The organism is Pseudomonas chlororaphis subsp. aurantiaca (assembly GCF_013466605.1).
Classification (GTDB): Bacteria; Pseudomonadota; Gammaproteobacteria; order Pseudomonadales; family Pseudomonadaceae; genus Aquipseudomonas; species Aquipseudomonas chlororaphis_I.
Genome location: NZ_CP059162.1, coordinates 1,161,236 through 1,179,563, shown reverse-complemented (window position 1 = coordinate 1,179,563; position 18,328 = coordinate 1,161,236). Strand labels below are relative to the sequence as shown.

The 18,328-nt window shown below is 62.5% G+C and carries 18 protein-coding genes; 9 read left to right on the top strand and 9 right to left on the bottom strand.

The window, feature by feature from the left end; translation table 11 throughout:
* Window positions 1-5: 5 nt before the first annotated feature.
* The 3 genes from lepA to lptF form a co-directional block, all read right to left on the bottom strand.
* Entirely contained in the window at window positions 6-1,805 is a 1,800-nt protein-coding gene (lepA, locus tag H0I86_RS05250; protein ID WP_009042305.1) for a translation elongation factor 4, read from the bottom strand.
* 168 nt (window positions 1,806-1,973) lie between these two features.
* A complete protein-coding gene (gene lptG, locus H0I86_RS05245) occupies window positions 1,974-3,035 on the bottom strand; it encodes an LPS export ABC transporter permease LptG (protein ID WP_180924282.1) in 1,062 nt (353 codons plus the stop codon).
* Complete coding sequence (gene lptF, locus H0I86_RS05240; RefSeq protein WP_180924281.1) at window positions 3,028-4,146, bottom strand: LPS export ABC transporter permease LptF; 1,119 nt, start codon at window positions 4,144-4,146, stop codon at window positions 3,028-3,030. The genes lptG and lptF overlap by 8 nt, the downstream gene beginning before the upstream one ends.
* 311 nt (window positions 4,147-4,457) lie before the next feature.
* Between lptF and H0I86_RS05235 the strand changes: the two genes are divergently transcribed.
* From H0I86_RS05235 to rlmF, 5 genes are all read left to right on the top strand, one after another.
* Entirely contained in the window at window positions 4,458-5,948 is a 1,491-nt protein-coding gene (locus H0I86_RS05235; protein WP_124337714.1) for a leucyl aminopeptidase, read from the top strand.
* A gap of 60 nt (window positions 5,949-6,008) precedes the next feature.
* Window positions 6,009-6,437 carry a DNA polymerase III subunit chi gene (locus tag H0I86_RS05230; protein WP_007932146.1) on the top strand — a complete coding sequence of 143 codons (429 nt, stop codon included), beginning with the start codon at window positions 6,009-6,011 and terminating at the stop codon, window positions 6,435-6,437.
* A 7-nt stretch (window positions 6,438-6,444) separates the two neighbouring features.
* A complete protein-coding gene (locus H0I86_RS05225; RefSeq protein ID WP_180924280.1) occupies window positions 6,445-6,894 on the top strand; it encodes a DNA polymerase III subunit chi in 450 nt (149 codons plus the stop codon).
* Window positions 6,895-7,112: 218 nt separating this feature from the next.
* The gene (locus tag H0I86_RS05220) at window positions 7,113-9,959 is read left to right on the top strand and encodes a valine--tRNA ligase (protein WP_180924279.1); all 2,847 of its coding nucleotides are present in this window, start codon (window positions 7,113-7,115) and stop codon (window positions 9,957-9,959) included.
* Between the two features lie 215 nt (window positions 9,960-10,174).
* Window positions 10,175-11,200, top strand: a complete 1,026-nt coding sequence (rlmF, locus tag H0I86_RS05215; protein ID WP_180924278.1) for a 23S rRNA (adenine(1618)-N(6))-methyltransferase RlmF — start codon at window positions 10,175-10,177, stop codon at window positions 11,198-11,200.
* Window positions 11,201-11,302: 102 nt separating this feature from the next.
* Here the strand turns inward: rlmF and H0I86_RS05210 are convergent, their stop codons facing one another.
* Window positions 11,303-11,584 (bottom strand): HU family DNA-binding protein, encoded by a 282-nt coding sequence (locus H0I86_RS05210; RefSeq protein ID WP_007932138.1) that lies wholly within the window; start codon window positions 11,582-11,584, stop codon window positions 11,303-11,305.
* A 395-nt stretch (window positions 11,585-11,979) separates the two neighbouring features.
* On the opposite strand from H0I86_RS05210, the gene yejK reads away from it, so the two are divergent.
* Both yejK and H0I86_RS05200 read left to right on the top strand, forming a co-directional pair.
* A complete protein-coding gene (gene yejK / locus H0I86_RS05205) occupies window positions 11,980-12,984 on the top strand; it encodes a nucleoid-associated protein YejK (protein ID WP_007932136.1) in 1,005 nt (334 codons plus the stop codon).
* Window positions 12,984-13,337 (top strand): glutaredoxin family protein, encoded by a 354-nt coding sequence (locus H0I86_RS05200; RefSeq protein ID WP_180924277.1) that lies wholly within the window; start codon window positions 12,984-12,986, stop codon window positions 13,335-13,337. Before yejK ends, H0I86_RS05200 begins: the two co-directional genes overlap by 1 nt.
* Window positions 13,338-13,406: 69 nt before the next feature.
* Here H0I86_RS05200 and H0I86_RS05195 read toward each other — a convergent pair whose 3' ends face one another.
* The 5 genes from H0I86_RS05195 to H0I86_RS05175 all read right to left on the bottom strand — a co-directional run bounded on the left by H0I86_RS05195 (window position 13,407) and on the right by H0I86_RS05175 (window position 17,340).
* Complete coding sequence (locus H0I86_RS05195; RefSeq protein WP_180924276.1) at window positions 13,407-14,342, bottom strand: glutathione S-transferase family protein; 936 nt, start codon at window positions 14,340-14,342, stop codon at window positions 13,407-13,409.
* Between the two features lie 84 nt (window positions 14,343-14,426).
* Window positions 14,427-14,750 carry a GIY-YIG nuclease family protein gene (locus H0I86_RS05190; RefSeq protein WP_180924275.1) on the bottom strand — a complete coding sequence of 108 codons (324 nt, stop codon included), beginning with the start codon at window positions 14,748-14,750 and terminating at the stop codon, window positions 14,427-14,429.
* Window positions 14,751-14,801: 51 nt separating this feature from the next.
* Entirely contained in the window at window positions 14,802-15,272 is a 471-nt protein-coding gene (locus H0I86_RS05185) for a nuclear transport factor 2 family protein (RefSeq protein ID WP_180924274.1), read from the bottom strand.
* A gap of 99 nt (window positions 15,273-15,371) precedes the next feature.
* A complete protein-coding gene (locus tag H0I86_RS05180) occupies window positions 15,372-16,691 on the bottom strand; it encodes a CynX/NimT family MFS transporter (protein WP_180924273.1) in 1,320 nt (439 codons plus the stop codon).
* Complete coding sequence (locus H0I86_RS05175; RefSeq protein ID WP_180924272.1) at window positions 16,681-17,340, bottom strand: FadR/GntR family transcriptional regulator; 660 nt, start codon at window positions 17,338-17,340, stop codon at window positions 16,681-16,683. Before H0I86_RS05175 ends, H0I86_RS05180 begins: the two co-directional genes overlap by 11 nt.
* Window positions 17,341-17,505: 165 nt before the next feature.
* On the opposite strand from H0I86_RS05175, the gene H0I86_RS05170 reads away from it, so the two are divergent.
* Both H0I86_RS05170 and H0I86_RS05165 read left to right on the top strand, forming a co-directional pair.
* The gene (locus tag H0I86_RS05170; RefSeq protein ID WP_180924271.1) at window positions 17,506-17,817 is read left to right on the top strand and encodes a type II toxin-antitoxin system MqsR family toxin; all 312 of its coding nucleotides are present in this window, start codon (window positions 17,506-17,508) and stop codon (window positions 17,815-17,817) included.
* Window positions 17,814-18,290 (top strand): type II toxin-antitoxin system MqsA family antitoxin, encoded by a 477-nt coding sequence (locus H0I86_RS05165; protein WP_180924270.1) that lies wholly within the window; start codon window positions 17,814-17,816, stop codon window positions 18,288-18,290. The genes H0I86_RS05170 and H0I86_RS05165 overlap by 4 nt, the downstream gene beginning before the upstream one ends.
* The last annotated feature ends 38 nt before the right edge of the window (window positions 18,291-18,328 follow it).

Below are 18,328 nucleotides of genomic sequence, written 5' to 3'. Positions count from 1 at the left end.
AGGACCTAACTATCCAACCTGAGCACGGCAAGGAAGGCTTCTTGTGGAATCTCCACGTTACCCACTTGCTTCATGCGTTTCTTACCGGCCTTCTGCTTTTCCAACAGCTTGCGCTTACGGCTAACGTCACCACCGTAGCATTTGGCCAGCACGTTCTTTCTGAGTGCCTTGACGGTTGTCCGCGCCACAATCTGCCCGCCAATGGCGGCCTGGATTGCCACGTCGAACATCTGCCGAGGAATCAGTTCCTTCATCTTCTCGGTCAACGCACGCCCTTTGTAGTGCGCGTTGTCACGGTGCACGATCAATGCCAGGGCGTCGACTTTCTCACCGTTGATCAGCACATCCAGCTTGACCAGATTAGCCGATTGGTAGCGATCGAAATGATAATCCAGCGAAGCATAGCCACGACTGGTGGATTTGAGGCGGTCGAAGAAGTCCAGGACCACTTCGTTCATCGGCAGGTCGTAGGTCACCTGGACCTGGCTGCCGAGGAACAGCATGTCGTGCTGCACGCCGCGCTTCTCGATGCACAGGGTAATGACGTTACCCAGGTGCTCCTGCGGCACAAGGATATTGGCCCGTACGATCGGCTCGCGCATGTCTTCGATGGACGACAGATCCGGCAACTTCGACGGGTTATCGACGTAGATCGTCTCACCATTCTTCAGTTGCAGCTCGAAAATCACCGTCGGCGCCGTGGTGATCAGGTCCAGGTCGTATTCGCGCTCCAGGCGCTCCTGGATGATTTCCATGTGCAGCATGCCGAGGAAGCCGCAACGGAAGCCGAAGCCCAGTGCGTCGGAGCTTTCCGGGGTGTATTGCAGCGACGAGTCGTTCAGCGTGAGCTTTTGCAGGGCTTCGCGGAAGTCTTCGAAGTCGTCGGAGCTGACCGGGAACAGGCCGGCGTAGACCTGCGGCTGAATGCGCTTGAAGCCGGGCAGTACTTCGACGTCTGGGGTCGAGCTCAGGGTCAGGGTGTCACCAACCGGTGCACCATGAATGTCCTTGATGCCGGCGATGATGAAGCCCACTTCACCGGCCTTCAGGTCGGTGGTGGCGGTGTGTTTCGGGTTGAATACACCGACGCTGTCCACCAGGTGGATCTTGCCGGTGGATTTCACCAGGATCTTGTCGCCCTTCTTCACGCGGCCATGGCGCACGCGAACCAGGGACACGACGCCCAGGTAGTTGTCGAACCAGGAGTCGATGATCAACGCTTGCAGCGGATCCTCGATGTTGCCGGTCGGCGCGGGAATGGTGGTTACCAGGCGCTCCAGCACCTCGTCGACACCCAGGCCGGTCTTGGCGCTGCAGGTCACGGCGTCGGTGGCATCGATACCGATGATCTTCTCGATCTCTTCCTTGACCCGGTCCGGATCGGCCTGCGGCAGGTCGATCTTGTTCAGCACCGGCATGACCTCCAGGCCCTGCTCGATGGCGGTGTAGCAGTTAGCAACCGACTGCGCTTCCACGCCCTGGCCAGCGTCGACCACCAGCAAGGCGCCTTCACAGGCGGCCAGCGACCGGCTGACTTCATAGGTAAAGTCCACGTGGCCCGGGGTGTCGATGAAATTCAGTTGGTAGGTGATGCCGTCGCGGGCTTTGTAATAGAGGGTAACGCTGTGGGCCTTGATGGTGATCCCGCGTTCACGCTCAAGGTCCATGGAGTCCAGAACCTGGGCTTCCATTTCGCGCTCGGCCAGGCCGCCGCACATCTGGATGAAGCGATCGGCCAGAGTCGACTTGCCATGGTCAATGTGGGCGATGATGGAGAAATTGCGGATATGACTCAAATCACTCACGGATCAACACTCAAAAAGGCTGCAGGCATAGCCCGCCGAAAAATAGCCGGGAATTGTACCTGATAGACGACGCAAGCGTCACGTTCGCCTGTCAGTGGTGCATAAACGCAAAACGCCCCGGCCTTTCGACAGGGGCGTCGCTCTTGCGCGTGGCGTCATTGGCGCCGGTCAGCCGGCCCGGCGCATCAGCCAGAACCCGGCCAGGGCACAGAAACCGGCGGGAACCAGCACCGCGAACAGCGGCGAAAAGCCGAATACCAGGCTCGACGGGCCCAGCAGGTCCTGGGCGATACGGAAGGTGAACCCCACCAGCACGCCGGTGAACACCCGTTGACCGAGCGTCACGGAACGCAACGGACCGAAAATGAACGAGATCGCCATCAATACCAGGGCCGCGGTGACCAGCGGTTGCAGCACCTTGACCCAGAACGCCAGCCAGTAGCGACCGTTGTTCAGGCCCTGATCGGCCAGGTAGTGGATATAGCCCCACAGACCGCTGATCGACAGGGATTCCGGCGCCATCACCACAGTGCTCAGCAGTTGCGGGCTCAAGGCCACGTCCCAGCGTTCTTGAGGAGTGTTGATGACTTCGGTGTGGCCTTCGCGGAAATAGGTAGTGGTAACGTCGCTCAGTTGCCAGTAGTCCTCTTCGAAACGGGCCTGGCGGGCGAAGCTCGAGGACAGCATGTGCCGCTGATCGTCGAAGTGGTAACGGGTCACGCCATACAGCAGGCCGTTGGGTTGCACGGCGTTGATGTGGATGAACTCCTCGCCCTGACGGTGCCACAGGCCACGTTTGGAGCTTTGCGCGTCACCCGAACCCTGGGCCAGCGCGCGACTGGCTTGTGCCTGACTTTCCGTGGCGGGAGCGACGTACTCGCCGATCAGCACACCGGCCAGCATCAGGAACAGCATCGGTTTCATCACCGCCCAGACGATCCGCCCGATGGACACACCGGCGGCGCGCATGATGGTCAGCTCACTGTTGCTGGCCAGGCTGCCCAGGCCGATCAGGCAGCCGATCAGGGCCGCCATCGGCAGCATTTCGTAGAGCCGGCGCGGCGCCGTCATGACCACGAAGCTCAGCACGTCCATCACGGTGTAGCTATCGCTGACACTGCCCATCTCGTCGATGAAGGCGAACAGCGACGCCAGGCCGAGAATGATCCCCAGTACCGCCAGAATGGCCAGCAGGACACTGTTACCGATGTAGCGATCGAGCTTAACCACGAGCCACCTCCTTCATGCTGCGGCGGCTCGCCAGTTTCAGACGCAAGGGTTCCCAGTACAGCAATCCGAGGCCAATCAATAGAAACAGTCCGTGTACCCACCACAGGCCCAGCGCTTGCGGCAGCTTGCCTTTTTCCAGCGAGCCACGGGCCGCGATCAGGATGGTCAGGTAAGCCATATAAAGAAGAATCGCCGGCAGCAGTTTGAGGAAACGACCCTGGCGCGGGTTCACCCGGGCCAGCGGAACCGCCATCAGGGTCACGACAAACACCAGCAATGGCAGGGAAATACGCCATTGCAACTCGGCATGAGCGCGCAGGTCCGGGTTGCCGATCAGATCGCGGGTCGGCATGGCGTCGCGGTCGGTGACTTCGTCGCTGACATCCGGCTTGGCCAGCAATACGCCGTAGGTGTCGTACTTGATGACCCGGTAATCGGCCTGGCCCGGGTTACCGTCGTAGCGATAGCCGTTTTCCAGGATCAGGTAGCGGTTGCCATCCGGACGAATGTCCTGGTGCCCCTTTTCTGCCACCAGTACCGAGATGCCCTGGTCCTTCTTGTCCTGGCTCAGGCGTTTTTCCGAGATGAACACGCCGCCCAGGTTGGCCCGGTCATCGGACAAGTGTTCGGTATAGGTCACCCGGGTACCGTCGTTGAGCGCCTGGAAGCGCCCCGGCACCAGGGTGTCGAATTCGGTCATGGCGTCCTGCTTGTTCAGCAGCAGCTGGAACTGATTGGCCCCCTGCGGCGCCAGGCTCAGGCTCAACCACGCCACCAGCAGGGCCACCAGCAGGGCCGGGATCATGGTCATGCCCAGCAGGCGCTGCTGGCTCATGCCGGTGGCCGACAGCACGGTCATTTCGCTTTCAAGGTACAGCCGGCCGTAGGCCAGGAGAATGCCGAGGAACAACCCCAGCGGCAGGATCAGTTGCAGGAAGCCTGGCAGGCGAAAGCCCATGATCAGGAACAGCGAGCCCGGGTCCAGTGCGCCCGAGGCCGCTTGCGCGAGGTACTTGACGAAACGTCCGCTCATGATGATGACCAGCAGAACGGCACTCACGGCGCTCAGGGTCAGCAACACTTCGCGGGATAGATAACGGAAGACGATCAAACCAGACACTCCAGGGTTGTCAGGCTAAGGCGGCCAAACAAGCAAACACGGCCCGTGAAGCCGAGCCGCCGAAAAAAGATGGCGCATTATCCTGTGATTGCATGCGCCTGTCACTGCGCATGCTCACGCAGGCCTCTAAAGCGGCGAAGTTCGCTCATGGGAGGGTTGTCAGCCTCGACCGCCCGGGTTCAAACTGGCGGCCCTGTCGTTGGCCGCTGCCGACGCCTCTCCTTATAAAAGCTACAGACATGACAAGCCTGGCGCACGGCATTGGCCCTGCGCTCTTTGACCATTAATTCAGGGACCCGGACATGGAACTGGTTGTAAAAAGCGTTAGCCCGGAAACGTTGAAGACCGCCACCCTGGTGGTCGCCGTCGGCGAAGGCCGCAAGCTCGGCAGCGTTGCCAAACAACTCGATGAGCTCAGTGGCGGCGCCATCGGCGCGGTACTCAAGCGCGGCGACCTGGACGGCAAGGTCGGCCAGAGCCTGCTGTTGCACGCCCTGCCGAACCTGAAAGCCGAACGTGTCCTGCTGGTCGGTACCGGCAAGGACGCCGAACTGGGCGACCGCCCGTTCCGCAAGATCGTCAGCGGCATCCTCGCTACCCTCAAGGGCCTGGGCGGCAGCGATGCCGTGCTAGCGCTGGACGAAGTGGTGGTCAAGGGCCGCGACAGCTACGGCAAGACCCGCCTGCTGGCTGAAACCCTGGTGGACGGCGAATACAGCTTCGACCAGTTCAAGAGCCAGAAGGCCGAACCGCGCGCCCTGAAGAAAATCACCCTGCTGACCATCAAGGCCGCGCTGGCCGAAGTCGAGCGCGCCGTGACCCACGCCAAGGCGATCGCCAACGGCATGGCCTTCACCCGCAACCTGGGCAACCTGCCGCCGAACATCTGCCACCCGACCTTCCTCGGCGAACAGGCCAAGGCCCTGGGCAAGGAATTCAAGGCCCTGAAAGTCGAAGTCCTCGACGAGAAGAAGATCAAGGAACTGGGCATGGGCTCGTTCTATGCCGTGGGCCAGGGCAGCGCCCAGCCACCACGCCTGATCGTCATGCAATACAACGGCGGCAAGAAATCCGAAAAGCCGTACACCCTGGTCGGCAAGGGCATCACCTTCGACACCGGCGGCATCAGCCTCAAGCCTGGTGCCGGCATGGATGAAATGAAGTACGACATGGGTGGCGCCGCCAGCGTGTTCGGCACCCTGCGTGCCGTGCTGGAACTCAAGCTGCCGATCAACCTGGTGTGCATCCTGGCCTGCGCCGAGAACATGCCGAGCGGCACCGCTTCGCGTCCGGGCGATATCGTCACCACCATGAGCGGCCAGACCGTGGAAATCCTCAACACCGACGCCGAAGGCCGTCTGGTGCTGTGCGATGCCCTGACCTACGCCGAGCGCTTCAAGCCACAGGCGGTGATCGATATCGCCACCCTGACCGGTGCCTGCGTGGTCGCCCTCGGCGCCCATACCTCGGGCCTCCTGGGCAACAACGACGAGCTGATCGGCCAGTTGCTGAGCGCCGGCGTTCAGGCTGACGACCGTGCCTGGCAACTGCCGCTGTTCGACGAGTACCAGGAACAGCTGGACAGCCCGTTCGCCGACATCGCCAACATCGGCGGCCCGAAAGCCGGCACCATTACCGCTGCCTGCTTCCTGTCGCGCTTCACCAAGCAGTACAACTGGGCACACCTGGATATAGCCGGTACCGCCTGGACCAGCGGCGGCAAGGACAAGGGCGCCACTGGCCGTCCGGTTCCCCTGCTGACCCAGTACCTGCTGGACCGCGCCAAAGCCTGAAACCTATGACCTCGGGGTGCGCCACCCACACGCGGCGCACTCCCGGGTTCAGGAACCGCAATGACCAAAGTCGACTTCTATATCCTTCCCAGCGCGGATCCTTCGGCGCGCCTGGACTTCGCCTGCAAGCTCACCGACAAGGCCTGGCGCATGGGGCACCGTATCTACCTGCATTGCAGCGACGCGGCCCAGCGCGACGAGCTCGATGCCCGGTTGTGGCGCTTCAAGGGCGAAACCTTCGTGCCCCACGGTCCCGCCGAAAGCGAGCCGGATGGCCTGATCGTTCTCGGCCTGGGCGATGACCCCGGCGAGCACCATGACCTGCTGGTCAACCTGGACCTGAAAGTCCCGGCATTTGCCCAGCGTTTTGCCCGCATCGCCGAAGTGGTGGTAGAAGACCCGACTATCCGCCAGGCCGCTCGCGAGAGTTTCCGTTTCTACCGCGAACAGGGCTATCCTCTGCAAGATCACCGTTTACAGCGACTCTGAGCCATCGATGGACACTCCCAAACCGCTGCAAAAGTCCGCGCACCTGCTGGATGACCTCGAGTCCATCCGCCAACTGCTCGGCGATGACGACCTGCAACCTCCGCTGCTGACCGAGACCATCGACGGCGAAGTGCAGATTCCACTGCTGTTCGATATGGTCGGCGGCAAGCCTGCCGTCGAACCCCTCGAAGAGGCGCCGGCAGAACCACAACCGCCCCCCGCTCCGGTGGTCGAACCGCCACCTGTTCCCGTAGCGGCCGCTCCAGCCCCTGCACCGAAACCCGCGCCAGCGCCCAAGAGCCAGGATGCCCTGCTGCACCTGGACAGCGAACTGCGCGCCGCCGCGCAACTGATCATGCAAGACGTGATCGACGACTTCGCCCCGCACATCGAAACTGAGATCAAGCGCCGCCTCGACGCGCGAATGGATCGCCTGCTGAGCCAGTACGACGCCTGATCCTCTGCCTTATTCAATGGACAAACCTCGCAGCTACAGGTCACCAGCCATCTGTAGGAGCGAGGCTTGCCCGCGATAACGCCCTGGCGCCAAGCATAAATCCCCGCTCATTGGGCAATTTTCGCCCTCCCGCCGTCAGCCTGCTCTACGCGCATCGGTTCATCCCCGCTATACTTCCCGGCTTTTCCTGAATAAATGCCAATAGGGTCCCGCCGCGCATGGATAAGACCTACCAGCCGCACGCCATTGAAACTTCCTGGTACCAGACCTGGGAGTCAGAGAATTACTTCGCCCCGCAAGGCGCGGGCGACTCGTACACCATCATGATTCCGCCACCGAACGTCACTGGCAGCCTGCACATGGGCCATGGCTTCAACAACGCGATCATGGATGCCTTGATCCGCTTCCGCCGCATGCAGGGCCGCAACACCCTGTGGCAGCCGGGTACCGACCACGCCGGTATCGCCACCCAGATGCTGGTGGAGCGTCAGATCGAAGCCCAGGGCCAGAATCGTCACGATCTGGGCCGGGAAAAATTCCTCGAGAAAGTCTGGGAGTGGAAGGATCAGTCCGGCGGCAACATCAGCCGTCAGATCCGCCGCCTGGGCTCGTCCGTGGACTGGAGCCGCGAGCGCTTCACCATGGACGACGGTCTTTCCGAAGCCGTTAAAGAAGCCTTCGTGCGCCTGCACGAAGACGGCCTGATCTACCGCGGCAAGCGTCTGGTCAACTGGGACACCAAGCTGCACACCGCGATCTCCGACCTCGAAGTGGAAAACCACGACGAGAAAGGCTCGCTGTGGAACCTGCGCTACCCGCTGGCCGACGGTGCCAAGACCGCCGAAGGCCTGGACTACCTGATCGTTGCCACCACCCGTCCGGAAACCATGCTCGGCGACTCCGCCGTGGCCGTTAACCCGAACGATGAGCGCTACAAGGCGCTGATCGGCAAGTTCGTCGAACTGCCGCTGGTGGGCCGTCGCATCCCGATCATCGGCGACGACTACTGCGACCCTGAATTCGGCACCGGCTGCGTGAAGATCACCCCGGCCCACGACTTCAACGACTACGAAGTCGGCAAGCGCCACAACCTGCCGCTGCTGAACATCTTCGACAAGAACGCCGAAGTGCTGCCGGCTGCCCAGGTGTTCAACCTGGACGGCACGCTGAACGAAAGCATCGACGGCAAGATCCCGGCCGAATTCGCCGGCCTCAACCGCTTCCAGGCGCGCAAGGAAATCGTCGCCGCATTCGACGCCGCCGGCTTGCTGGTCAGCGTCGACGACCACGCCCTGAAAGTGCCGAAAGGCGATCGCTCCGGCACCATCATCGAGCCGTGGCTGACCGACCAGTGGTACGTCTCCACCAAGCCCCTGGCCGAGCCGGCCATTGCCGCCGTGGAAGACGGCCGCATCGCCTTCGTGCCAAAACAGTACGAAAACATGTACTTCTCCTGGATGCGCGATATCCAGGACTGGTGCATCAGCCGCCAGCTGTGGTGGGGCCATCGCATCCCGGCCTGGTACGACGAGTCGGGCAAGGTCTATGTCGGCCGCGACGAAGCCGAGGTGCGCGCCAAGCACAACCTCGGGCCTGAGGTCGCCCTGCAACAGGACAACGACGTCCTCGACACCTGGTTCAGTTCGGGCCTGTGGACCTTCTCCACCCTGGGCTGGCCGGAGCAGACCGAGTTCCTCAAGACCTTCCACCCGACCGACGTGCTGGTGACCGGTTTCGACATCATTTTCTTCTGGGTCGCCCGGATGATCATGCTCACCATGCACCTGGTGAAGAATGAAGACGGCACACCGCAGGTTCCGTTCAAGACCGTGTACGTACACGGCCTGGTTCGCGACGGCCAGGGCCAGAAGATGTCCAAGTCCAAGGGCAACGTCCTCGATCCGCTGGACATCATCGACGGCATCGACCTGGAAACCCTGGTGCAGAAACGCACCACCGGCATGATGCAGCCGCAACTGGCGAAGAAGATCGAGAAGCAGACCCGCCAGGAATTCGCCGACGGCATCGCCAGCTACGGCACCGATGCCCTGCGCTTCACCTTCTGCTCGCTGGCGTCCACCGGCCGCGACATCAAGTTCGACATGGGCCGCGTCGAAGGCTATCGCAACTTCTGCAACAAGATCTGGAACGCCGCCCGCTACGTGCTGGACAAGGGCGAAGACTGCGGCCAGAACGGCGAAGCCTACGAGCTGTCGCTGGCCGACCGCTGGATCATCTCCCAGCTGCAACGCACCGAAGCCGAAGTGACCCGCCAGCTGGACCAGTTCCGCTTCGACCTGGCGGCCCAGGCGCTGTACGAGTTCATCTGGAACCAGTACTGCGACTGGTACCTGGAATTGTCCAAGCCGGTGCTGTGGGACGAAAACGCGCCGGTCGAGCGCCAGCGCGGCACCCGCCGCACGCTGGTGCGCGTGCTGGAAGTGGCGCTGCGCCTGGCCCATCCGTTCATGCCGTTCATCACCGAAGAAATCTGGCAGCGCCTGGCGCCGCTGGCCGGCATCCAGGGCAAGACCATCATGCTGCAACCCTGGCCGGTGGCCGTTGAAGCGCGCATCGACCAGGCCGCCGAAGACGACATCGAATGGCTCAAGGGCCTTATGCTCGGTACCCGTAACATCCGTGCCGAAATGAACATCGGCCCGGGCAAGCCACTGGCGTTGTTCCTGAAGAACGCCAGCGCCGAAGACCAGCGTCGCCTGAACGAAAACGAGCCCCTGCTGCGGAAGCTGGCCAAACTCGAATCGATCACCGTACTGCAAGCCGGCGACGAAGCACCGCTGTCCGCCACCGCCCTGGTTGGCGAGATGGAAGTGCTGGTGCCGATGGCCGGCCTGATCGACAAGGGTGCCGAACTGGCGCGCCTGGACAAGGAAATCCAGCGCCTGCAAGGCGAAGTGCAGCGGGTCGGCGGCAAGCTGTCCAACGCCGCCTTCGTCGACAAGGCCCCGGCCGAAGTCATCGACAAGGAACGCGCCAAACTGGCCGAAGCCGAACAGGCTCTGGGCAAGCTGGCCGAGCAGCACGCACGGATTTCCAGCCTGTAAGGCAATTGGAGCGGTCATAAAAAGGGAGCCCTGCAAAGGGCTCCCTTTTTTGTGCCAGCCCGAAAGGCTTATGCCTCTGCAGGAGCGAGGCTTGCCCGCGAAGCGTTATTCCTGGCACACCACGTTATCCTCGGCGGCTCCTACGAGGCCACGCTACCCGGACAGATATGGGACAATGCGCGCCACTTTGAGCCATACCCGAACCGATTTCGCCCATGACCGCCCCCCGCCCTCCCAAAGCTCCGCGCAAAAAGCCTCAATCTGCTGCTCCGGCCAAGGCCGTCGCACCACGGGAAAAGGCCAGCCTGCACCCGCGCAATCGCCATCAAGGCCGCTACGACTTTGCGCAGTTGATCAAGAGCACCCCGGAGTTGGGGGCTTTCGTGATCATCAATCCTTATGGCAAGGAGAGCATCGACTTCGCCAACCCGGCGGCGGTGCGGGTGTTCAACCGAGCATTGCTCAAGGCGTTCTACGGCATCGCCCATTGGGACATCCCGGCCGACTTCCTCTGCCCTCCGGTACCCGGTCGCGCCGATTACGTGCACTTCCTGGCCGACCTGCTGGCCGCGCATAACGAAGGCGTTATTCCCCGCGGCGCAGCGGTGCGGGTGCTGGACGTCGGGGTCGGCGCCAACTGCATCTACCCGCTGATCGGCCACTCCGATTACCGCTGGCAATTCCTCGGTTCCGACATCGACCCCACCGCTCTCGCCGCTGCCAAGGCAATCGTCCAGGCCAACGGCCTGAACAAGGCCATCGGCCTGCGCCAGCAAGCCAACCGCAAGCAGATCCTGCTGGGGCTGCTGGAGAGCGACGAGCGCTTCGACCTGACCCTGTGCAATCCGCCGTTCCATGCCTCCCTGGAAGAAGCCACGCGCGGCAGCCAGCGCAAATGGCGGGCCCTGGGCAAGGCCGATCCCAAGCGCAAGCTGCCGGTGCTGAACTTTGGCGGCCAGGCGGCGGAGTTGTGGTGCGAGGGTGGCGAAGCACGCTTCGTGACCCAGTTGATCGGCGAAAGCGCCCAGGTGGCGCAACAAGTGTTGTGGTTCAGCACCCTGGTGTCGAAAGCCTCGAACCTGCCGGCGATCCAGGCCGCGCTGAAAAAGGCCGGGGCACTGGAGAGCCAGGTGGTGGAGATGTCACAGGGGCAGAAACAGAGCCGCTTCGTCGCCTGGACCTTCAAGGACAAGGCACAGCAACAGGCCTGGCGCCAGGAGCATTGGGTTCGGAAGGGATAGATACGAGGGGAAAAACAGCGATTTACCTTGCGTAAATCGTTGTGGCCTTAAAGCCTGAAAACCGTGCCCGGAAGTGTTCCGAGGCACGGTCTTACTGCAGTCTTACTTGTTGATCGAGTCGGTCAGGCCTTTAGCCACAACCAGCTTGATAACTTTCTTGGCAGCGATTTCGATGGCAGCGCCAGTCGATGGGTTACGGCCAGTACGGGCAGGACGCTCGGTCACTTTCAGTTTGCCGATACCTGGCAGAGTGATTTCGCCGCCATTTTCCAACTGATCAGCAACGATCTGGGCCAGTTGGTCCAGAGCGTTCCGCGCGGTGGTTTTCGGCGCGTCGATAGCTTCAGCGATATCAGCGATCAGTTGGTCTTTAGTAATAGCCATTGTGGTGTTCCTTCCCTATCAAATTCATTTGGATTGCAGAGTGCAGTGTCAGCCATCGAGCCAGATCTTGTGGATCTGGCACCCCGGTCACAACCACGAAAGATCGGGGTTATAGATACCGAAATCAGGGTTTGGTTCGACCTGACAAATGCTGAATGCACGCTTAACGCCGAGACATCGCGTAAGACGGGGCAAAACTAGCACAGAGACGGGGAAATATCCGCCTCTACCTAGCCATTTGGTCAGCTTTATTGCTCTAAATCCGTAAAAAAATGCATAAGCTTGACCCAGGCCGCCTTCCACACCCATCAAACAGCGCCAAAACCAGAGGGTGCGGTACACTGGGCACTTTTTCGGGGAGTCACGCCCTCTCCCGCCAACCAGCCGAGAAGCCCATGCCGATCCGCCATTGCATCGTCCACCTGATCGACAAAAAACCCGACGGCACACCCGCAGTTCTGCACGCCCGCGATTCCGAACTGGCTGAATCCGCGGCCATCGAGAACATGCTCGCCGATCTCAACGAAAGCTATAACGCCAAACAGGGCAAAGCCTGGGGTCTGTTCCACCCGGAGTCCGGCGCATTTCCCTTCAGCGGCTGGCTGAAGGAATACCTCGATGGCGGCCAGGACTTCACCGCCTTCAGCCGCGTCGCGGTCGAGCACCTGCAAAAGCTGATGGAAGAGTCCAACCTGTCGGTCGGTGGCCACGTGCTGTTCGCCCACTACCAGCAAGGCATGACCGACTACCTGGCCATCGCCCTGCTGCACCACAGCGAAGGCGTGGCAGTGACCGACGAGCTGGACGTGACCCCGTCCCGCCACCTGGACCTGGGCCAGTTGCACCTGGCCGCGCGGATCAACGTCTCCGAGTGGCAGAACAACAAGCAGTCGAAACAGTACATTTCGTTCATCAAGGGCAAGAACGGCAAGAAAGTCTCGGAGTACTTCCGCGACTTCATCGGCTGCCAGGAAGGCGTCGACGGCCCGGGCGAGACCCGTACCCTGCTCAAGGCGTTCAGCGACTTCGTCGAAAGCGAAGACTTGCCCGAAGAATCCGCCCGGGAAAAGACCAAGGCCCTGGTGGACTATGCCAGCAGCCAAGCCAAGCTCGGCGAACCCGTGGGCCTGGAAGAGCTCTCGGAGCTGATCGACGAGGACCGCCCCAAGGCGTTCTATGATCACATCCGCAACAAGGACTACGGCCTGTCGCCGGAGATCCCGGCGGACAAGCGCACCCTCAACCAGTTCCGCCGCTTCACCGGCCGTGCCGAAGGGCTGTCCATCAGCTTCGAAGCGCACCTGCTGGGCTCGAAGATCGAGTATGACGAAGAAGCCGGGACCCTGATCATCAAGGGCCTGCCGACCCAACTGACCGATCAGCTCAAGCGCCGCAACTGATGCTGCAGGGCGTACTGAAGAAGTTCCTGCTGATCCTGCTGGTGGTCGTGGCGTACCAGAACTGGGGCAAGCTCGAGCGCCTGTTCAACCCCTCGCAGGCCGCCTCGGAGCAGGTTCGGGCCAATGCTCGGGTGGTGCTCTACGCCACCGACTGGTGCGGCTACTGCAAGGCCACCCGGCGCTTCCTCGATCAGAAGGGCATTGCCTTTCGCGAGTTCGATATCGAGAAGGATGCCGAGGCGCGCAAGGCCTATGAAGCCTTGGGCGGACGAGGGATTCCGATCCTCGATGTGAATGGCACGCTGATCCGCACCTACGATCCGGAGCAGATCATGGCGGCGTTGCAGCGCTAAGCCTTCATCACGAGCCAGCCCACCCCTACAGGCTGTAAGAGCGAGCCGGCTCACGATAGGTTCTCAGTTTTACAGCGCCTCGATGCGGAACCCGAAACGCGGGAAGTGCACATGCACCAACCCGCCGCGCGGGTCTTCGCGACGCAGGATCAACTCCTCGCGCCCGGCGAACAGCAACTCCCCCTCTACCGGATCGACGCCATAGTCGGTCGCCGCGATCCGCACCGGCTGGCCAGCCTCAAAACCATTCGGGTCCATGAAGACTTCATCCGGCAAGGCTGCCGGTGTAGCCCTGCGTGCTACTTCGAGCGCCTCCTCGGAGGTCATGGCACTGGAAGCGCCATGACCGAAACCCAATACCCAGGCGAGCCACGCCGACACCGCCGGATAGGCGTCCACCAGTGGCGCGGTCACCGGCGTGCCCTTGAGGAACCACAGGGGATGAGCCATGGCGAAATCGGCAATCGACGGATCGCCGAACAGGAAGTCGCCTTCCTCGCGCTGCAACTGCTGCTCCAGGCGCGCCATCAGCGTCGGCCATTGATGCTTGGCCAACTCCAGTGGCACTCGGGTAGAACTACCGCCGCTGAACAGCCCGGCGCGGTCGACCATGAAGGCCTTGACCGCTTCCGGCGGCAAATGGCCGAAACGCACGGCCGCCGACTCCGGCTGGAAGACCAGGCTCACCGTATGCTGGAACACCACCGAATCGGCCCAGGCCGCGAAGGTTGCGCTGACCATTTCCCGGCCTTCGGGAAACAGTGCCGGCGAAGCCTTTTCCTGTTCCAGCCGCCGGGCGATCAGCGCCGTGTCGCAATAGATATCGGCACCGACCTGCAGCACCGGGGTCTTGCGGTAACCGCCAGTGAGCGCGGTGAGATCGGGTTTGGGCATCACCGGCGAGATCTTCACCGAACGCCAGGACAGGCCCTTGAAGCCCAGCAACAGCCGGGCCTTTTCCGCGAAAGGCGAGGTCGGGTAATGATGCAGAATCAACTCTGACATGCTGGGGTTCCACTGGATAAGTAGGAAGAACCAGCTTAGCGCGCAAACTCCTGGCAGCCCACCGCTCTGTCTGATGGCAGCGTATCAGTCAGCTTGATAAGCCACAGTGGCCGAGGCCACCAGGCATTCCTTGGCGCTTTTCCGGAGTTTCTTGATCAGCCGCTCCTGGCGCAGGGCTTCGCTCTTGTCGCGGCAGGCTTCGGTATAGACCAGCGCGACGGCCGGGCTGGAGAGGAAGAAGCGTGCGCCCTTGCCGCTCTGGTGCTTGGCGAAACGCTTGACCGGGTCGTCGCTGATGCCGCAGTACAAGGCGCCGTTGGCGGCGCGCACCAGGTAGACAAACCAGGGTTTGCTCACCACGGGTACAGGCTCGGCGTCGTTGGCGGGGGATTGGCTGGGGCGGGTCACGGTGATCGCGGCATGTGGATAACAAGCCGCGATCTTACCAGAGGCAAAGATTCAGCGGCCGGCCTGGAAGGCTTTCAGGCCTTTGCGGGCCTGGGCGCGCACGGCGTTTTTCAGCAGTGGGGTCCAGCCGAGGATCAGGCCCTTGGTGCCCAGGGCCTGGCGGGCCCAGCGCCACATATTGAAATGATCGTGGTGCTCGCAGATCTTGCCGTCACGGAACACGAAACGCGCCTGGATATCGTTGACCACGGTATTGCCGGTCTGGCTGAACAGGTAAGTCGCCACCCAATGAGCCTCGCCGCTGCGCTCGTCGGCGCGCACATTGTCGAAGGTCAGGGAGAAATCCTTGGCCCGGGTGGTGAGCATGCGCCACATGTCTCCGGCATCGCGGCCGCGCAGTTCGCCGAACGCCGGATCACTGAACAGCACATCCTCGGTGTAGCAGGCGGCCATGGCCTCGGCATCCAGGCGCTGGAAGGCGCTATAGAACTCAGTGATCAAGGCGCGGTGGGCGTCACTCATGAAACAGGCTCCGACTCAGGGAAAGATGCCTGCACGATAGTCTGCAAACCCGGGAAACACTATCGGCATTCGCCGCGCAAATACCGACAGTGGGGCAGATCAGATTTTTTCGCTTTCGACCTGCACGTAGAGCGCACGCCCGGCGCCCACGCCGGCGACTATGGCCCCCAGACCGATCACCGCGAAAATCCAGCCCAGGGCCGTCCAGCCACCGGTCCAGTCATGCACCAGGCCGACCGCGAACGGGCCCATGGAGGCCAGGGTGTAGCCGATGCCCTGGGCCATGCTCGACAGGTTGGCCGCCACATGGGCGTCCTTCGAACGCAGGACGATCAGGGTCAGCGCCAGGCTGAAGGTCCCGCCCTGCCCCACGCCCAGCAGGATCGCCCAGCCCCACAGGCCGTCGAGCGGGGCATACAGGCAACCGAACAGGCCGCCCAGGGTAAGCAGCATCACCACCACGATAGCCAGGCGCTGGTCCTTGCCCCGCGTCGCCAGCCAGGGTGCGGCCAGCGAACTGGCGAGCTGGACGATCACCGAGCCGGACAGCACCAGCCCGGCCTGGGTCGGGCTCAGGCCGCGACCGATAAGGATCGACGGCAACCAGCCAAACACGATGTAGGCCAGCGAGGATTGCAGGCCCATGTACAGCGTCACTTGCCAGGCCAGCGGGTCGCGCAGCAAACCACGCACCCGATAGGCCACATGGTGCGCGCCCTGTCGCTTGCCGACCTGGGGCAGCCAGAACAGCGCCGCCGCCAGCGCCGGCAACGCCCAGAAGCCGAGGCCTAGCGCCCAGCTGTTATCGAAGTGCTGGCTCAAGGGCACGGTCGCCCCCGCGGCCATCGCCGCGCCCAGGCACAGGGCCATGGTGTAGACCCCGGTCATGGTGCCGGCGTGTTTGGCGAAGTCGCGCTTGACGATCCCCGGCAGCAACACCCCGATCACGCCGATGCTGGCGCCACCGAGGATGCTGCCGGCGAACAGCCCGACGTCCCCCAGGGAACTGCGCAGGATGATCCCGCCCGCCAGCGTCAGCAGAATGCCGAGCACCACCCGCTCGGCGCCGAAACGCCGCGCCAGCACCGGGGCCAGCGGGGCGAACAGACCCAGGCACAGCACCGGCAAGGTAGTCAGCAGGCCGGCCTGGGCCGCCGACAGCCCGAGGCTGCGCGACACCTCGCTGAGCAACGGCGCCATGCTCGACAGCGCCGGGCGCAGGTTCAGCGCCACCAGGATCAGCCCCAGCAGCAACAGCCACGGGCGACGCGGCGCCGGGTGGCTCTGCTGGACTTCGGCATCGTCGGCTTCGGCGTCGATCAGCAGCTCTTCGAGCTCGGCCTCGCGTCGAGGGACAGCAATAGGTGGCGGGTTATTGGCCTGGTGGCTGGACATGGTGCTCTCAGTCTCAAGGTTCATTGATCAGCTGCCGGGAAATGGCCTTGGCCCGTTCCGGGTCGCGCTGCTCGACGGCGTCCAGCAGGTCGATGTGCAGATCGAACACCGCCTGGCGCCGGGGATGGATGTTCAGCGTCTGGCGCAGTTGCGCGCCGACCACGCTGGAGAAATAGCGGTACAGCTCGCTGAGAGTGGGGTTATGCGCGGCGTCCACCAGGCGCCCGTGAAACACCAGGTCGCAGGCGATGTAACTCTCCAGATCGCCGTGATAGTGATCGCCGCTGAGGGCCAGGGCTTCGCGCAACGCCAGCAGGTCCTGGTCGGTACGCCGCAGGGCCGCCAGGCCGATGGCCTCCGTCTCGATGATCTGCCGGGTTTCGCGCGCCTGCGCCAGGGAGCACTGAGACAGCGCCTTGAGGGTGTCCAGCGGATCGACCACCGCGCGCAGGTAACTGCCGTCGCCCTGGCGAATCTCCACCAGGCCGGAAAACGCCAGGACCCGCATGGCCTCGCGCACGGTATTGCGGCTGATGCCCAGCTCCGCCGCCAGCTCCGGCTCGGTCGGTAGGCGCTGGCCGATGCGCCATACACCGTCATTGATGCGCTGGCGCAACTGTTCCAGGGCCTGATCGACCAGGGAACGTTTAATCAAAGGAGAAATTTCTGTCATGTGCCGTCGCCTTTTCATCCAATCATCGGATGAATTTTTTTGGCATATTAGTCAGCTTCGCGTGGGTGAACAACAAAGCCGATGCACGCAGGTAGCAAGCGGAAAGGAAATCCAATTGCTAAGAAAACCCTTTAAGGGTAATTTCATCTCGACTCCAGGTGTCTTATGGAAAAGCACACACCTCATTACGACCTGTCGGTGATCAAGGCGGATGTCGCCCGGCTAGGGGCAGCCGCCTTTACCCGAACCGCCCTGGTCAGCGGCCGGCACCTCGGCCTGACCTGCCGGGACATGCAGCAGGTGATTGCCGGCCTGCAAGGGAAAATGCTCTACAAGTCGATGACCAGCCATCTCGATCATCGAATCTGGCAGGACGTGTATTACACCCACATCGATTCCGTGGAGCTGTACATCAAAGTCACTTACCGCCCCGGCGGCGGTCCCCCAGTGATCTCCTTCAAGGAGAAACACCCATGAAACAAAGACAATGCGTCAGCTGCGGTGCCCCGGCCAGCATGCAGCCGTTCAACAATCGCAGCGAGCTGATCGATTACAAGCACCTGTTGCGGCAAGTCGATGGCCTGGATGGCTGGGAATGCCAGGCCTGCGGGGAAGTCGAATTCGACCCGGCCAGCGCCGCACGCTACGCCAGCGCCGGCGACCAGTTGCTGGAGGACTGCCGGCAGTTCATGGCCAGCGAGATGAAACGCATCCGCCGCAAGCTGCACCTCTCGCAGAAGGATGCGGTGAGGCTGCTCTCCGGCGGCGGGCATAACGCCTTCTCCCGCTACGAACGCGGCGAGGTCGCCCCACCCCAGCCGCTGTTCATGTTGATGCGCCTGCTCGATCGCCATCCCGAACTGATGGCCGAGGTGCATGCCCTCAGCGCGCAGCAGGCCCCAGCGGCGACCGACGACCAGCCGCAGCAGCCGCGCCTCGCGACTTCATGAACGCCAGGCAAAAATAAACCCGGCGCCAGGCCGGGTTC

Bases quoted from the DNA above. Each gene is read 5' to 3' on its own strand.
- H0I86_RS05230 (WP_007932146.1), top strand. From the start codon at position 6,009: ATGACCAAAGTCGACTTCTATATCCTTCCCAGCGCGGATCCTTCGGCG.
- H0I86_RS05210 (WP_007932138.1), bottom strand. From the start codon at position 11,584: ATGGCTATTACTAAAGACCAACTGATCGCTGATATCGCTGAAGCTATC.
- H0I86_RS05175 (WP_180924272.1), bottom strand. From the start codon at position 17,340: ATGACAGAAATTTCTCCTTTGATTAAACGTTCCCTGGTCGATCAGGCC.
- H0I86_RS05165 (WP_180924270.1), top strand. From the start codon at position 17,814: ATGAAACAAAGACAATGCGTCAGCTGCGGTGCCCCGGCCAGCATGCAG.
- H0I86_RS05195 (WP_180924276.1), bottom strand. From the start codon at position 14,342: ATGTCAGAGTTGATTCTGCATCATTACCCGACCTCGCCTTTCGCGGAA.
- H0I86_RS05225 (WP_180924280.1), top strand. From the start codon at position 6,445: ATGGACACTCCCAAACCGCTGCAAAAGTCCGCGCACCTGCTGGATGAC.
- H0I86_RS05170 (WP_180924271.1), top strand. From the start codon at position 17,506: ATGGAAAAGCACACACCTCATTACGACCTGTCGGTGATCAAGGCGGAT.
- H0I86_RS05185 (WP_180924274.1), bottom strand. From the start codon at position 15,272: ATGAGTGACGCCCACCGCGCCTTGATCACTGAGTTCTATAGCGCCTTC.
- H0I86_RS05200 (WP_180924277.1), top strand. From the start codon at position 12,984: ATGCTGCAGGGCGTACTGAAGAAGTTCCTGCTGATCCTGCTGGTGGTC.
- rlmF (WP_180924278.1), top strand. From the start codon at position 10,175: ATGACCGCCCCCCGCCCTCCCAAAGCTCCGCGCAAAAAGCCTCAATCT.
- H0I86_RS05235 (WP_124337714.1), top strand. From the start codon at position 4,458: ATGGAACTGGTTGTAAAAAGCGTTAGCCCGGAAACGTTGAAGACCGCC.
- H0I86_RS05220 (WP_180924279.1), top strand. From the start codon at position 7,113: ATGGATAAGACCTACCAGCCGCACGCCATTGAAACTTCCTGGTACCAG.
- yejK (WP_007932136.1), top strand. From the start codon at position 11,980: ATGCCGATCCGCCATTGCATCGTCCACCTGATCGACAAAAAACCCGAC.
- H0I86_RS05180 (WP_180924273.1), bottom strand. From the start codon at position 16,691: ATGAACCTTGAGACTGAGAGCACCATGTCCAGCCACCAGGCCAATAAC.